The sequence below is a fragment of the Evansella halocellulosilytica genome, assembly GCF_002335745.1.
Taxonomy (GTDB): Bacteria; Bacillota; Bacilli; order Bacillales; family Salisediminibacteriaceae; genus Bacillus_CA; species Bacillus_CA halocellulosilytica.
In genome coordinates this window covers 4,626,619-4,642,558 of sequence record NZ_NIST01000001.1, presented here as the reverse complement: position 1 = coordinate 4,642,558, position 15,940 = coordinate 4,626,619, and the positions used below count along the sequence as shown (strand labels likewise).

15 protein-coding genes are annotated in these 15,940 nt (G+C 37.6%); 9 read left to right on the top strand and 6 right to left on the bottom strand.

Features of this window, described 5'->3' with window-relative positions; genetic code table 11:
* Positions 1-521 precede the first annotated feature (521 nt).
* Positions 522-1,832, top strand: coding sequence for a UDP-N-acetylmuramate--L-alanine ligase (gene murC, locus CD001_RS22020; protein WP_096189768.1), 1,311 nt, complete (start codon positions 522-524; stop codon positions 1,830-1,832).
* A 124-nt stretch (positions 1,833-1,956) separates the two neighbouring features.
* Here the strand turns inward: murC and CD001_RS22015 are convergent, their stop codons facing one another.
* A complete protein-coding gene (locus tag CD001_RS22015; protein WP_096189767.1) occupies positions 1,957-3,072 on the bottom strand; it encodes an aminopeptidase in 1,116 nt (371 codons plus the stop codon).
* A gap of 228 nt (positions 3,073-3,300) precedes the next feature.
* On the opposite strand from CD001_RS22015, the gene CD001_RS22010 reads away from it, so the two are divergent.
* From CD001_RS22010 to ytxJ, 3 genes are read left to right on the top strand one after another with little or no spacing between them, the layout of a single operon-like run.
* A complete protein-coding gene (locus tag CD001_RS22010; RefSeq protein ID WP_096189766.1) occupies positions 3,301-3,768 on the top strand; it encodes a DUF948 domain-containing protein in 468 nt (155 codons plus the stop codon).
* A complete protein-coding gene (locus CD001_RS22005) occupies positions 3,765-4,223 on the top strand; it encodes a YtxH domain-containing protein (RefSeq protein WP_096189765.1) in 459 nt (152 codons plus the stop codon). The genes CD001_RS22010 and CD001_RS22005 overlap by 4 nt, the downstream gene beginning before the upstream one ends.
* Before the next feature lie 15 nt (positions 4,224-4,238).
* The gene (gene ytxJ, locus CD001_RS22000; RefSeq protein ID WP_096189764.1) at positions 4,239-4,571 is read left to right on the top strand and encodes a bacillithiol system redox-active protein YtxJ; all 333 of its coding nucleotides are present in this window, start codon (positions 4,239-4,241) and stop codon (positions 4,569-4,571) included.
* Positions 4,572-4,821: 250 nt separating this feature from the next.
* On the opposite strand, the gene CD001_RS21995 is transcribed toward ytxJ, so the two are convergent.
* Entirely contained in the window at positions 4,822-7,011 is a 2,190-nt protein-coding gene (locus CD001_RS21995) for a cell division protein FtsA (RefSeq protein WP_257009900.1), read from the bottom strand.
* Positions 7,012-7,291: 280 nt separating this feature from the next.
* Here CD001_RS21995 and CD001_RS21990 point away from each other — a divergent pair, with 280 nt between their 5' ends.
* The 5 genes from CD001_RS21990 to CD001_RS21970 all read left to right on the top strand — a co-directional run bounded on the left by CD001_RS21990 (position 7,292) and on the right by CD001_RS21970 (position 12,565).
* Positions 7,292-8,389, top strand: a complete 1,098-nt coding sequence (locus CD001_RS21990) for a bifunctional 3-deoxy-7-phosphoheptulonate synthase/chorismate mutase (RefSeq protein WP_096189763.1) — start codon at positions 7,292-7,294, stop codon at positions 8,387-8,389.
* Between the two features lie 459 nt (positions 8,390-8,848).
* On the top strand, positions 8,849-9,856 hold the full coding sequence (gene ccpA / locus CD001_RS21985) for a catabolite control protein A (RefSeq protein WP_096189762.1): 1,008 nt from the start codon (positions 8,849-8,851) through the stop codon (positions 9,854-9,856).
* Between the two features lie 147 nt (positions 9,857-10,003).
* Entirely contained in the window at positions 10,004-10,819 is an 816-nt protein-coding gene (gene motP, locus CD001_RS21980) for a flagellar motor protein MotP (RefSeq protein WP_096189761.1), read from the top strand.
* Entirely contained in the window at positions 10,812-11,585 is a 774-nt protein-coding gene (motS, locus tag CD001_RS21975) for a flagellar motor protein MotS (protein WP_096189760.1), read from the top strand. Before motP ends, motS begins: the two co-directional genes overlap by 8 nt.
* 275 nt (positions 11,586-11,860) lie before the next feature.
* Positions 11,861-12,565 (top strand): 5'-methylthioadenosine/adenosylhomocysteine nucleosidase, encoded by a 705-nt coding sequence (locus tag CD001_RS21970; RefSeq protein WP_306454090.1) that lies wholly within the window; start codon positions 11,861-11,863, stop codon positions 12,563-12,565.
* Between the two features lie 137 nt (positions 12,566-12,702).
* Here CD001_RS21970 and CD001_RS21965 read toward each other — a convergent pair whose 3' ends face one another.
* The 4 genes from CD001_RS21965 to CD001_RS21950 form a co-directional block, all read right to left on the bottom strand.
* Positions 12,703-13,878 (bottom strand): acetoin utilization protein AcuC, encoded by a 1,176-nt coding sequence (locus CD001_RS21965; protein WP_096189759.1) that lies wholly within the window; start codon positions 13,876-13,878, stop codon positions 12,703-12,705.
* Positions 13,875-14,516 carry an acetoin utilization AcuB family protein gene (locus CD001_RS21960; protein WP_096189758.1) on the bottom strand — a complete coding sequence of 214 codons (642 nt, stop codon included), beginning with the start codon at positions 14,514-14,516 and terminating at the stop codon, positions 13,875-13,877. The genes CD001_RS21965 and CD001_RS21960 overlap by 4 nt, the downstream gene beginning before the upstream one ends.
* A 74-nt stretch (positions 14,517-14,590) precedes the next feature.
* Complete coding sequence (locus CD001_RS21955) at positions 14,591-15,223, bottom strand: GNAT family N-acetyltransferase (RefSeq protein ID WP_096189757.1); 633 nt, start codon at positions 15,221-15,223, stop codon at positions 14,591-14,593.
* A 469-nt stretch (positions 15,224-15,692) separates the two neighbouring features.
* A partial coding sequence (locus CD001_RS21950; RefSeq protein ID WP_179298573.1) for a transposase occupies positions 15,693-15,940 on the bottom strand: 248 nt, incomplete at its 5' end.

Here is a 15,940-nt window from a genome sequence, read left to right as displayed (position 1 = left end):
GCGTCCTGAAGCGAAAATCAGCATCAATGTTAATAGATCGAATAATTTTTTAAAGGTATAACTTTTATTCTGAAAGTGTTTGCTTTTTTAAAAAAGTGAATTATGAAATTGGTTCACGTTATAAAAAGACATAATGATTAATAAATACATGTAATAGGGGAAGTTCAAATCCACAACATCTGACGTGATTTTTTGAGAAAATGTGGTACTAGTTAGCGTGGTAATTCCACCTTTTGCCCGGGGTAATGAGTGTGATAGCGTGATGACTTATTCTTTGCTATAATGACCTAGACGTATTAGAAATAGAGACAAAATTTAGACGTCCATTTTTTTACAGCCAGGTAGAATAATTATTAACTTTTTTACTTTTAATAAACCGAGAAAAAGGCTTTTAAAAAATTGAAATGACAAGCCTAATTCGCATTTGCTTATGATTAGGCATATAATTTAACGATAACTATTATGAGTGACCTAGTGATAGGGAGGGTCCTCAGGACCAATTGATTTGTGGAGGTTCAACAATGACAGTTTATCATTTTATTGGAATTAAAGGTTCTGGAATGAGCGCACTTGCGCAAATTTTAAGCGATATGCAATACGATGTCCAAGGCTCCGATGTAGATAAAGTTTTTTTCACACAAAAGCCGTTAGAGAAAAAGGGAATCCCGTTGCTGCCGTTTCAAAAGGAAAATATTCAAGAAGGTCAAACAGTAATTGCTTCTGCTGCTTACAATGAGGAGAATGAAGAAATACGAGAAGCAACGAATAAAAATATTCAAGTACATCAATATCCAACTTTTTTAGGCGATTTCATTCAGCAATTTACAAGTATTGCGATAACTGGTTCGCATGGTAAGACGACGACAACTGGTTTAATGGCACATGTGTTACAAGATGCCAAGCCGACTTCTTATTTGATTGGGGATGGAACCGGTAAAGGAGAACAAGGAAGCGAATATTTCGTTTTTGAAGCTTGTGAATACCGACGACATTTTCTTCACTACAATCCAGATTATGCGATTATGACAAACATTGATTTTGATCATCCTGATTATTTTAAAGACGTAGAAGATGTTTTTCAAGCATTCCAGGAAATGGCTATGCAAGTGAAAAAAGCAATTATCGCATGCGGTGATGATGAGCATTTACAGAAATTAACTGCACAAGTACCTGTTTTGTATTACGGATTTAATGAAGATAATGACTTTTATGCAAAAGATGTTACGACAGACGAGAATGGTACGCACTTTGATGCTTATGTAAGAAGCTCATTTTACGGTTCATTTACGATTCCTGGTTATGGAAGTCACCATGTATTAAATGCACTTTCTGTTATTGCTTTATGTCATTATGAAGAAGTTGAATTAGAAACGATACAAAAACGACTGCAAACGTTCCAAGGTGTAAAACGACGTTTTAGTGAAAAAACGTTCGGCAATCAAGTGTTAATCGATGACTATGCACACCACCCGACAGAAATTTCAGCAACGATTGAATCGGCGAAACAAAAGTATCCTGAAAAGGAAATTATCGCTATATTTCAGCCGCACACGTTTTCAAGAACGAAAACATTTTTGGATGAGTTTGCAAATAGTTTAAAATCAGCAGATCGCGTCTATTTATGTGATATCTTTTCATCCGCACGTGAAAAAAGTGGTGACTTAACGATTAATGATCTACTTGAGCGGATTCCTGATGCGGAGCAGATCCATGAAGACACGATGTATCGCTTATTGCGTCATGATCAAGGTGTGCTGTTATTCATGGGAGCGGGGGATGTGCAAAAATTCCAAGCCGCATATGAAAAAACAGCCGAAAAAGAAGGAGCTTAAATTTTCAAGAAAAGCGCAAGGCGCCTGAAGTCTAGACAGTAATCGAAAGATTGATATTTGATACTTTCTTATCTTTAAATAAAGCCGGTGTGAGTTTTTTTCACACCGGCTTTACTTAGGCACATTATTTTAAGTTTTCCGGGTTAAGCGGCAGCAGATCTTCAACGACGAACCGTCCATTTTCGCGAATCAGCTCACCGTCAAAGTAGATGTTGCCCCCACCGTATTCAGGGCGCTGAATGTTGACGATATCCCAATGAATGGCAGAATCATTTCCGTTATAAGCATTCTCATATGCTTGACCTGGTGTGAAGTGGAAACTGCCATCAATTTTTTCATCAAAAAGGATGTCTTGCATCGGGTGAAGAATATAAGGATTCACGCCGATTGCAAATTCACCGATATATTTTGCACCTTCATCTGTATTGAAAATTTCGTTAATTTTTTCGTTATGATTAGCAGATGCTTTTGCGATTTTTCCTTTTTCAAACGTGAGTTGAATGTTTTCAAATGTAATACCTTGATAAGGGGATGCCGTATTATACGTGATTGTCCCATTAACAGAATCTTTCACAGGAGCGGTATAAACTTCTCCATCCGGAATATTCATACGCCCTGCACATTTAATGGCAGGAATATCTTTAATCGAAAAAGTAAGGTCTGTACCTTCACCTGTAATTCTGACTTCATCCGTTTCATTCATCCGTGAGACGAGGGCTTCCATAGCTTTGTCCATTTTGCTGTAATCAAGATTACATACGTTAAAATAAAAATCTTCGAATCCTGCTGTGCTCATTTTTGCTAGTTGAGCCATTGAAGAACTTGGATAGCGGAGGACGACCCATTTTGTTTTCGGTACACGAATTTCTCTGTGAACTTTTGTTCCGACTGTTTTTTGATGCAAACTCATTTTCTCAGCAGGTACATCGGACAATTCATTAATGTTATCTCCTGCACGTAAGCCGATGTATGCATCCATTTCTTTCATGACAGTTGCTTCGAATTTAGCAGTGAGTTCCTGCTGTTCTTGGGAAGCACCGATTAATAATGATCGGTTTACTTCATGCTCTTTTAGGGAAACAAATGGAATACCACCAGCTTCATAAGCAGCTTCAACGAGAGCATTGATGAGTTCTTTTTGCAGTCCGAAATTTTCAATGAGAATTTTCTCACCTTTTTGTAAATCTACAGAATAATTAATCAAATTATTGGCTAATGTTTGAATACGTGGATCTCTCATTATTATTCTCCTCCTTAATTATGTATCTGTTTACAAAGCTTATTTTACACACGTTTTAACGAGGAGGCTAGTATGACTCATGAAAATGCGCATCATTATTCCAAAAAGGATGGGAGGGATTTTGTTGAAACGTGTAGAATATAGGTCGTAAGTAAGTATACGATGATATAATTGTATGGAGGAAGCAATATTCCTAATGATGTTTGAATTTGAGGAGGTGGATCAATCATGGAATGGCTTTTATATGTCAGTATAGCAATCATCGCAGTCGCATTTGCCTTTCTCGTTTTTTATCTAATACAAACGCTCATATCGATGCGTAAAACGATTGATAACGTAGGTTCAACGGTTGAAGGACTGCAAAAACAAGTGGATGATTTAAAGAAGGAATCCACAGAGTTATTACATAAGACGAATCGTTTAGCAGAAGATATTCAACAAAAGTCCGATTCGTTAAATAGTGTATTTTCGGCTGCCAAAGATTTAGGTGATTCATTGCAATCAGTTAACCAGTCAATACGTAAAGTATCGGATGCTGTTTCTAAAAAAGCAAATGAACAATCGGAACAAATGGCTCAAGCTGTACAATGGGGAAATGTTGCCTTAAAATTATGGGAGAAATGGAAAGTTAAAAAAGTTGAAAGTGAGCAAAACAACGCTGAAAAAACAAATCATAAGAAGGAGGAGTTATCATGAGTAACGATAATCAAGGATTAAACACAAAGGACTTTTTAATCGGTAGTTTACTTGGAGGAATCATTGGTGCTTCTACTGCCCTTTTACTTGCTCCGAAATCAGGAAAAGAGCTACGTCAAGACCTTAATGAACAAGCAAAAGTAGCAAAAGAAAAAACAGCTGACTGGACGACTCAAGCAGTTGAAAAAGGAAATGAGTTTGCTGCACAAGTGTCTGATCAATCTGTTACGTTAATTGATAAAGTGAAAGACGTTGCGAGGTCTGTCCGGAAAGACGTAGAGGAGTTAACTGAAAGTGCAGATTTTTCTACAGACTTGGAAGGTGTAAGCAAAGAAATTGCAGATTCAGTAAAAAAAGAAGTAGAAGATTTACAGCGTTCTGTCGAACAGTTAGTAAAGGAAGTTGAAGAAAAGGAAAGACAAAAAGCAGAAGAGAAGACGCCTGAAAACGAATAAAGGAGACGTATTGACATGAGCATCAAGAAAATTGATACAATTGAACAGTTTAATGAAATCTACAATAGTACGACAGCTTTCTTTCTATTGAAAAACAGTACGACTTGTCCAATTAGCGGGGAAGGTTATAATGAAGTAGAAAAATTCGCTAATGAACATGAAGATCTCCCTGTATTTTTTCTAAATGTACAAGAGTCACGTGATCTTTCAAACGATATTGCAGAAAAATTTGGAGTGAAGCATGAATCTCCACAAGCATTGCTTTTTGATGATGGAGACGTCATTTGGCATGACTCGCATTGGAACGTTACGAAAAAGAATTTAATGAATGCATGGTCAAACAAATAATATGAAAGAGTCTGGGATAAAACCTAGTAAAATAGAGTGGCCCTCACCGTGGTGAGAGCCATTTCTTATTTAACATGAATTATATATTGGGGTTGATGATTTCTTGCGACGAGCAATCGCGTGATTTTAGTCTTGCTCGCGGCAAAGAAGATACTACGAATGCAAACGAAGTGCAGCACGAGTAGATGTCGCACTTGTGCTCTGGAGTGCAAGCGAGTATGTTTTATAGATAACCAGTAGAACTTCCTGTTTAGTAAGTGTCAACCCATTTCAATATGAGGGAGTCACCATGGAAGATTGGTGATGAAAATGTTGTATCCTCATCATTTCTTAGGATGACGGGTTTTTTATTTTTTTCTATAGGACGTTCAACGTTCACTTTTGCGAAAATATCTTGAAAAATAAATGACACTTCCTCTTTCTCCGAAACTTTTAGTTCATCACCGTTATAAACTGCAGATTGTTCTGTCAGTTTTTCGCTTTTTCGATAAACCTCAAATAAAGACTTCTCTAATTTCACAGGCTGATCATTAAATGTTACTAATATTTCTTTCGATAGTGTCCATTCATACTTCTCGAACACTTCCTTTAAATGAAGCGTATTGTCTTTGCTGTCAACATATTCAAGATGGTCTCCGTGATTAATCACTGTTTCTAAAGTAGCGAGTTTCCCATTTAAAAACAGTTCACCTCCAGGCTTGGAGATGGTTACTTCTTCACGGTCAATAAACAGCTTCCACGTTTTAGTTGCGAAAATATCAGCATCTTTATTTATCGTGCTGAAAAGTTCATCAACCGTTTTTGGAAGGTGATGCTCGATTTGGTCACGATCATTCACTTCTCTGTTGATCTCACTTACTTCCCCATTTACTCGAATAACCGGTGGAATTTCTATATTTTCTTCATTGATTAGCAGCGAGAGGTTATTTGTGTCTTCAATGAAGTCTTTCACATATGCGGTAGCATCAGCACCATTTTTCCCTTTTTCCACATAAATGTCATCATTGTGGTGTAATGGTTCGTCTAATTGGGAAGGTTCACCATTCCTTTCGATCTTTGGAGGCGTACCGTGTTCTCCAGGAACAGATATAACGCGACCGTTCACATTCACCATCATAGCCATTCCAGGTTTACCATAAAGTTTTGACAGCTCTAATCCGCTAGATAACAAAGCATCGCCAATTGTAAGTTGTTTAATATCAAACAAACGAATATCTTGGTTATTTACTTTTACACTTACATACTCAACTGGACTCTCTTTTGCAGCAATAGCAATACCGATTGGTGTAACGAGTTCAGGTGATACTGCACAATCTGTATCAATTTTTAAATCTTTAATGGCATTTATATCACGAATTGCTACACGGTTAGCTGGGAGTGACAATTTATTTGCAAGAATCTCTGTAAGTTTCGGTGTTAAGCTCCCGCCGCCTACAAGCATAACGGCTTTTGGAGCTTTATTATTAAGTGCCAGTATTTCTTGGCTTATACGATCTGCTAACCGATGAACGGAACTTTCGATTGCCTGAATCACTTCTGATTTTTCATACTCAGTCTCAAATCCTAGAATATCTGTAAACGATACTTTTTCTTTTACGGTTAATTCTCTCTTTAATTTTTCAGCGTCAGGAAAATCTAATAAATATTGATCACTAATTGCTTCGGTAATTTCATCACCAGCCACTGGAACCATCCCGTATGCGGTTACAGTTCCTAAGTCAGTGATGGCAATATCGGAAGTCCCCGCCCCAATATCGACTAAAGCAACGTTTAGACGACGCATCGATGACGGAATTAAAACATTAATCGCTGCAATAGGTTCAAGGGTTAACGCTTCTAATTCAAGGTCAGCCCGCTTTAGTGCTGAGATTAAAGATTCAACGACGACTTTTGGTAGAAATGTTGCAATGACTTCTACTGATGCTTTTTCGCCTCTTTGATCCATTAAACTTCCTATCGGCTCATCATCAAGGCGATAGTCGATAACAGAATAACCTACACAATAATCATTTACTTTCTTTTGTTCGTCTGAGAGTGAATGAGCTAAGGCAAATTGGGCTTTTTGTACAGCACTTAATTCTAGGTGCAGGATCGATTGTTTATCAAAAATAGGTTTTCCTAGAATATCGATCTCAGCCTTTTCCCGTTGTGTTTTTAATGATCTACCCGCAGCAGCAACACATACCTTATGTAATGGTCCATGTTTCTCTTCAAGTGCTTGTTTGACTTGCTGAATCACTCTTGAAACTGCCATTACATTGTGAATTTGGCCATCAAGCATGGAACGTTCATCGTGTTCTAGACGTTCAACATCAATTACGTGATAGCCGTCTTCTTTTCTATGTAAAATGAGGCCAACGACAGAGTGGGTTCCAATATCTAATGCAAAAACTGTATCTTTTTTTTCTGTATAGTACAAAACGATGACACCTCGATTCAAAAACTGTTTACCTCATTATACAGCAAGAAAAATTTTTGTAGAGTAAAAATGTCGAATTCCGATACTATCAGTAGTTGGTATCGCTTACAAAACCACTTTATCACTTAAAAGCGTTTAATCAATAAAGAAAAGGTGGTGACATTATAACTTTCATCGTATATAATAGTCGATAATTAAAATTTTAAAATAGAGTTTGTTCAAAATGGAACGATAAGTGATGATTTAATATCTTTTGAACATCTCCTAATTAACAGACTGTGTTGCAGAGAGGAGTTTTTTTATGGGAAACGAACAGTTAGAAGAGTTGAGAGATCAATTGGATAATGTAAATCTCCAATTGGTGGAGCTGATTAATGAGAGAGCAAGATTAGCGCAAGAAATTGGGCGAGTAAAGAGTGCACAAGGTCTGAACCGTTTTGACCCTGTTCGAGAAAGAAAAATGCTTGATTTAATTGCGGCGAATAATCAAGGGCCATTTGAAACATCGACCCTTCAACATATTTTTAAACAAATTTTTAAAGCGAGTTTAGAAATACAAGAAGACGATCACCGTAAAGCATTACTTGTATCACGTAAAAAGCACCCCGATAATACGATCGTGTCTATTAAGGAAGAAACTGTCGGGGATGGAAAACAAAGGTTAATTGCCGGGCCTTGTTCGGTTGAAAGTTACGAGCAAGTAGAAGAAGTTGCGAGAGCATTGAAAAAACAAGGGCTTAAATTTTTACGCGGTGGTGCATTTAAACCGCGAACGTCCCCATATGATTTCCAAGGATTAGGTGAAGAAGGTTTACAAATATTACGAGATGTTGCTCAGAAACATGGACTCGCGGTAATTAGTGAAATCGTCAGTCCTCAAGATATTGATATGGCCTTACAATATGTTGATGTCATTCAAATTGGCGCTCGTAACATGCAAAATTTTGAGTTGCTTAAGGCAGCAGGAGATGTAAATAAACCTGTATTACTAAAGCGCGGATTGTCAGCGACAATTGAAGAGTTCATCAATGCAGCTGAATACATTCATTCAAAAGGTAATGGCAATATTATGTTATGTGAACGAGGAATTCGTACTTATGAAAAGGCAACAAGAAATACACTAGATATATCAGCTGTTCCAATATTAAAACAGGAAACACACCTTCCTGTTTGGGTTGATGTCACTCACTCAACTGGAAGAAGAGATTTATTATTACCAACTGCAAAAGCTGCACTTGCTATCGGTGCAGATGGTGTTATGACCGAGGTACATCCAGATCCTGCAGTGGCATTATCTGATTCAGCGCAACAAATGGATATTCCTCAATTCGAAGAGTTCATTTCTAAACTTGTTGATTCTGGATTGTATGAAAAAGAAAATGAGGTTGTAACAAAATAACGAAGATGATCTTGAGAGGATGTTCCACTTTGGAATATCCTCATTTTTCATTAAAGGTATTTATCAGAAAGGAGAATAGCGGTATAAGGAAATGTAAAATGACAAATCATAAAAAGAAACATCTTTACTAAAAAGGCTTAACAAGAATGATCATAACGACTCAGAAAAGAAGGCTTTATGAAAGTAGAAAAGTGCAAGGCGTCTGAAGTCTAGACAATCGAGAGATTGAAATTATATAAACTCTTCCACTTCTAAAAAAGGATAAGGGAATATTCAACTAAAAACTAGGTCTTTTTTCGATAAAAAACGATTATTTTTTCATGGGGCTCAAAAAAATTCATCTACATGTCGATATAATTAAAGAATTTGCGCCCCTTCTTAAAGTATCGTATCATATCATTACGTTATGAAAGTATGAAAGCCAATATTTTGAATTTATGAAGGAGGAGCAATAGATCAATGAATATTACGATTTATGATGTAGCACGTGAAGCAGGGGTGTCGATGGCGACTGTTTCGCGAGTCGTTAATGGGAATCCGAATGTAAAACCAACGACAAGAAAACGAGTTTTGGAAGCAATTGAGCGGTTAGGTTACAGACCAAATGCTGTAGCAAGAGGTCTCGCTAGTAAGCGGACGACAACTGTTGGTGTCATTATTCCTGACATCTCAAGTATTTTCTTTTCTGAGCTTGCACGCGGGATTGAAGACATTGCAACAATGTATAAATACAACATTATTTTATGTAATTCTGACCAAAACAAAGAAAAAGAAATTCATTTAGTAAACACATTATTAGAAAAACAAGTGGACGGTATCGTCTTTATGGGTGGAGAAATTACAGAAGAACATAAAGAAGCGTTTGAAAAGTCCCCAGTGCCGATCGTTTTATCTGCAACAATGGATGATAACAAAACCTTGCCATCAGTAAATATTAATTATGAGCAAGCTTCATTTGATGCGGTCACATCATTAATTGAGGATGGACATAAGAAAATTGCCATGCTATCTGGAACGTTAGAAGATCCGATCAATGGTTATCAAAAGTTTGCTGGTTATAAGCGAGCATTAGAAAGTGCCAAGATCTCAGTGAATGATGATTATATTGCTATTGGAGATTACACATACGATTCAGGCCTGGAAGCAATGGAGAAGTTGCTTGCACTACGGGACAAGCCAACAGCGATTTTTGCATCGACTGACGAAATGGCTTTAGGTGTCATTCATGGTGCACAGGATGCGGGATATCGTGTTCCTGATGATTATGAAGTCATTGGGTTTGATAATACTCGGTTAGCGACTATGGTTCGCCCGACTCTCACGTCTGTTGTACAGCCAATGTATGATATCGGTGCCGTATCAATGCGTTTACTTACGAAACTAATGAATAAAGAAGAGGTAGAGGAGCATGCTGTTCTATTACCTCACCGAATTGAATATCGCCAATCGACTAAAATAGAAGAATGACTAAAGATGGCTGACCAATAAGGAAGGATCTTTTCTCATGAATTGTTGTTTTATTGATCATGTGAAGAAGTGAATCCTTATGAAAAAAGAGAGAGATTTTTTGGTCAGTTTAGATTAAACGCTTTTTGCCGGGTTAGGGAGAGGATTATGAAGAAACTAGATTTACTTACACCAATTGGAATTTTTGTCGGGCTGACGAGTTTGTTATTAGCTGTTTACATGAATGCGATTGAAGGAGAGGGCAGTATTGCATTTCTTTTTCAATGGACATCAATTTTTATCGTTTTAGGGGGACTCATAGCTGCTATTTTTGTGAATTTTTCAATACGTGAACTAAAACTGTTGCCAAAGGTGTTTAAAGAGGCTTTTCAAACACGTGACAATAAATTAGAAGAGCTCATTGGAACATTTGTTGAATTATCAACAAAAGCACGCAGAGAAGGCTTACTAGCACTGGAAGCAGGTATTGAAGATGTGGAAGACCCATTTATTGAAAAAGGAGTTCTTTTAGCAGTTGATGGAATCGAACCAGATACGATAAAAGATATCATGATGGCTGAGGTTACAGCAATGGAAGAGCGCCACCGGAAAGGGAGGGCGATTATTGAAAAAGCAGGTGAATATGCACCAGCTTGGGGGATGATCGGGACTCTCGTCGGACTTGTTCTTATGCTTCAAAACTTAAATGACCCATCTACACTTGGTCCAAACATGGCTGTAGCCTTGTTGACAACACTTTATGGAACGCTCTTAGCTAATTTAGTATTTATTCCAATGGCGAATAAATTAGCAATTAGTACTGAAGAAGAAGTGTTTATTAAACAAATTATTGTCGAAGGTGTAATTGGTGTTCAATCTGGTCAAAATCCAAAGATACTTGAGGAAAAATTAAGTGCCTTCCTACCTAATCATTTGAAAGAAGAGGAAGTGGAAGAAGAGACAGGGGAGAATTTCAATGTATAAAAGGAGACAAGAACGAACAGACAAAGGTGCTCCGAAATGGATGGTTACTTTTTCTGATATGATGACACTCATTCTCGTTTTCTTTATTCTCCTATTTTCTATGTCAGTTGTTGATGCGAATAAATTCAGAGCGATTGCAGAATCTTTCCAAGAGAGAGCGATGTTTGAATTTTACCCGTCACTTATTCCTTTTGATAACCCTGCAGAAGACAGTGACGTAAAGGATGATCCGTTCGAAGAAGACGTTGACCCTTACGATAGTCACCTTGAACTAGAAGAGGAAGAATTGGATGAACAATTAGACCATTTGCTAGCAGAAGTCATTGAGTACTTAGAAGCGAATGAATTGACAGAACTCATAACTGCGACAAGGGATGATCGTGGGGTTGTGCTTGTTCTACAAGAACAGACGTTATTTCAAACGGCTAGTGCTGATATTATCCCTGATGCTGAACCTTTTTTAGAAAAAGTAGGAACATTATTAGAAACAATCCCTAACCTTGTAAAGGTTGAAGGGCATACTGACAGTCGCCCGATTAATACTGTTCAGTATCCTTCTAACTGGGAGCTTTCGGGTGCGAGAGCAAGCAGTGTCATTCGCCACCTTATTGCTGAACATGAGTTAGATCCACAGCGATTTATGTCAGTCGGCTACGGAGATACGAGACCAGTAGCTCCTAACACGACCGATGACAATTTACGGCAAAATCGTCGGGTAGTTGTCGTTATTTCTGACCCATCTTATGAGGAAGAAGATCTATACTAAATTGACTATTTCCGGGGAAATACCTCCGGAATTTGTTTTTGTCTGGAAATGATATAATTTACATTACTGGATAAACTGTCTATCGAGTCAAGAATACAATAAATTCCTAATGACATTCTTTGAGAAAAGGACTACGAACGATTAGTCATTCAAGAATCCACCTGTTACACCGTAAGGTATAGGGGTTGCGGCTTTAGCCGTGGGAGTCTCAAAGTAGTAAAGCTCTTTTTGGATACATAGAAAATAGTGTTGTTTTAACAACAGAAAGTAGGTGCATGATGAGAGTTGGAATTATCGGTGCGATGAAAGAAGAAATTCAATATTTTAAAGAAGAGACGGCTAATTTGAAAACTGAAAAGGTTGGTAATCGTGATTTTCTTGTAGGCAGATGGCAGGGGATTGAGGTTGTCATTGGCCAATGTGGTGTAGGGAAGGTAAATGCTGCAATAACAAGTCAAATGATGATTGATCATTTTCAAGTCGAGTTAATCATATTTACAGGTGTTGCTGGCGGGATGAACCCAAAATTGGAAATTGGAGATGTCGTTATTTCAACGAGTAGTCAACAACATGATATTGATGCTAGTTCATTAGGATTCTCGCAAGGAACGATTCCGATGTCAGATGGTCCATCTGACTTTTTAGCAGATGAGTCTTTAATAGAAAATGCTTTACAAAGTGCTAAAGAAGTATTGGCAGAAGAAGGAACGGTTATGGAAGGGAAAATTCTAAGTGGAGATCAATTTATATCAAATAAAGAAACGGTTCAACAGCTGAGAAAATTATTTAATGGTGATTGTGTAGAAATGGAAGGTGCAGCTGTTGCTCAAGTTGCTTATACGAATGATATTCCATACGTTATTATTCGTTCAATATCGGATAAAGCAAATGGAGAAGCGCCTACTAGCTTTGAAAGCTTCGTGAAATCATCTGCTGTCATTTCTGCAAAAATTGTCGGGAATATGATCAAACGTCTTTAGTATTCTTTTTATACGATCCAGTTTTGTAAAATTTCTCGACGGTCTTATATCGTTAACGAATACTTTCTCAAAAAAATAAGAGTCTCTAGGCACTATTCGTTTGTCCTAGAAACTCTATAACGATAAACCATTATAGTTTATAATTGAATTTTATTTTGAAAGTCGTATATAGGTTTTAATGCATTTTGTAAAGTCCGTTTATTTTTTTTCGTAATTTCCTCTTTTCTTGGAATATTCGGATAAATATTTTCGTCATCATACCAAGTTGTAGGTAATGTTACAGGTGCTTGTTGTTGCCACTTTTCAATCCACTTATCAGGTACAGTTTTTTTGGCAATGTCTGATTGACCAGTCATAATGAGCCAAATGAGCGACCATGCCCTCGGGACTACACGCCAAATATCATATCCGCCGCCACCGACTGCAATCCATCTGCCTTCACAATACTCATGGGCAAGTTCGTGAGCAAGCTTTGGGATTTCATGATAGATATTCATTGTGCAGCAAAGGTGGGTAAGGGGGTCAAAGTAATGAGCATCAGCACCATTTTGAGTCAGTATGACATCCGGCTGGAAATACTCTGTGACAGCTCTAAGTGACTCCTTATATGAATCGATAAAAGATTGATCTTCTGTAAATGCTTCAAATGGTATATTAAATGAATAACCGTGCCCTTCCCCGTGGCCTCTTTCATTTGCTTGACCTGTTCCTGGAAATAAGAAACGTCCACTTTCGTGAAGCGACAATGTACATACGTTAGGATCATCGTAAAATGCCCATTGAACACCGTCTCCGTGGTGAGCATCTGTATCTATATATAATACCCTCGCTTTATACTTATTTCTAATATATTGAATAGCGATAGAACTATCATTATAAATACAAAATCCTGATGCTTTGCCTCTAAAACCGTGGTGGAGTCCGCCACCTAAATGTAATGCATGCTTATAACCGTGTTCAAATACGAAATCCGCTGCTGTTAACGTTCCTCCTACAAGCCATGAGGCAGCTTCATGCATGTTTGCAAACGAAGGAGTATCTTCTGTCCCTATGCCATAGGTTGTTGCAAATGAAGATCTGTGTGTGCCACTACTAGCTTCTTTTACTGCATGTATATATTCAGGGTCATGAATTAACAATAGTTCCTCATCTGTTGCTTTCCTTGCCGGGAAAATCATCTTGTCTTGAAGGGCATTCGTTTTTTTAAGTAAATCGTTTGTTATGCTCAGCCGCTGTTGATTAAAGGGGTGATCGTCATTGAATTTATATGAAAGTTGCTCTTCTGAAAAAATATACACTGCTTCATTATTCATGATTTCAACTCCATATCAATTGGCCAAATAACATGATAGCCTTCTTTTCTTAAAGCTTTTGACAGCATGCGTAAATCCATCGTTTGTAATCTGAAGACAAGGATTTTTTTATATTCATCTTTTGAAGGGTAGACAAGAACACTTTGGATGTTAATATTGTATGATTTAATTAAGTTCGCAACTTCCCCAAGCATACCGCTTGTGTTCGGTACTTCAACTTCTAATCTCGAAGTGGGCTGATTTGCACCGGTTAATTTAACAAGTGTTTTTAATAAATCAGTTTCGGTGATAATTCCAATTAGTTTACCGTCTTCTTCAACTGGAAGACAACTGATTTGCTGTTCTATCATTGTATTGGCAGCTTCCTCGACAAAATCTGATGGAAGCGCTGTCAAAACATCTTTTATCATGAGTTCACTAATAGGCAATTCGTCGAGGTCATTTTTATTTTTTTGAAGCTTTGACGGGCTGGCTTCTTTTAAATCACGGTCAGAAATGATGCCGACTATTTCATAATCATCATTGATTACCGGCAAGTGTCTAATTCGGTTTTCTTGCATCATCGTTACCGCTGATTGAATCGAAGTTTCCTTTTTTGCCGTAATAACTGTCTTCTTCATAATTTCTTCAATAACCATATTGATAACTCCTTCCTTAATGGATAGTTTAGAAACTTTGTCATCTATAAGAAAGTAGTGAACCGTCCATCATGTTAAAACATGTATTTATGTTTAAAGCGAACACGGTTAAATTCATGGACAGCTTCAGGACCGACACGTTTTCCTATCCTGGCCATTAGACAGTTTGCAGGATGAGAACAGATTTCCGGATCATCTGTTGCATACCATTCTAAACCTCCAGAATTCATCACTTTTTCCATGACATCACGATACTCCCAAATGGATAATCCAGTTCCTTTTAAATCCCAATGCCAATAATACTCAGTAGTAATGATAATATAGTCTTCCATTGCATTATCCATCATTGAAACTTTTAATAAGTGCTTAGCTAGCTTATACCCACGGTAGTTAGCGGAAACCTCGATAGCCCCCAGCTCAAGCAAATTATCTAATTGAACTTCAGACCATCTTTCCATCGGATCAGGGTATAAATAGATGGAGTAACCAACAATTTTATCATCTTCTCTAGCTACAATAATTCTACTTTCAGGTAATTCTGCAACTTTTAATAATGCTTCTTTTTGTTTTTCGGGTGGACGAAAAGCGACTAAGCCTTGATCAAATTGGCACGCGGCTAAAATATCTTTACTTATCGGACCTTCAACTAAAAAGCGTTTATCCTTGTAAGGTACTTGTAATGATTGATAATTCTTTTTATGATTCATGCACATTCCACCTTCATCCATCAATAAAAAGGAGTTGAAGAGGTAGGTCAAAAAAGTCCGCGTATCCCTTCGTTCGTCTATATCTCCACTCCTACTTATTCAGAGTACATGTTCTGACTTGTTGATTTACTGCCTTTGTGCAATTCGGTCCAGCTTAAGTTTTTTAGAACAGACTCTTTTAATATCACTATACCATATGAAAGAAAATGCAGAGAAGGGAAAATGAATGTTATGCCATATTTGTCTGAAGAAACTTCCTTACGTGAGGTGAGATAACACTAGAGAGATAAATATTTATGGAAAGTATGCTCTCTTTTATTTCAAAGGTTAAGAAAGTATAAAATATCAATCTCTCGATTGATGCAGATTGTCGAGAAACCCACACTTTTTGAGAAGTGCGGGTTTCTCTTTATTATTTTCGTCAGAAGAATTTGCTCACCCTACGGTGAAGAATGGCCGAAACCACCTCTTAGCTCGCTGAGAGGTGGTTTGCGATCTTTTTTATGTTCTGTGCTGCCGCTGTCATCAACGCTTGTTCTGATGCGCCCTTTAAGCTGCGTAACCGGCAGTAGCGAAGCCCGTGGAGCTGTTTGGCATCCGCGAAGCTTCGCTCAATGGTTTCTTTTCTTTTTTTATAGAGGAATTTCCCTGTTGCGGAAAGTCTATGCTCTCTCACTTTTTCCTTACTGTCTTCCCATACATGCCTTGTGAGAACTT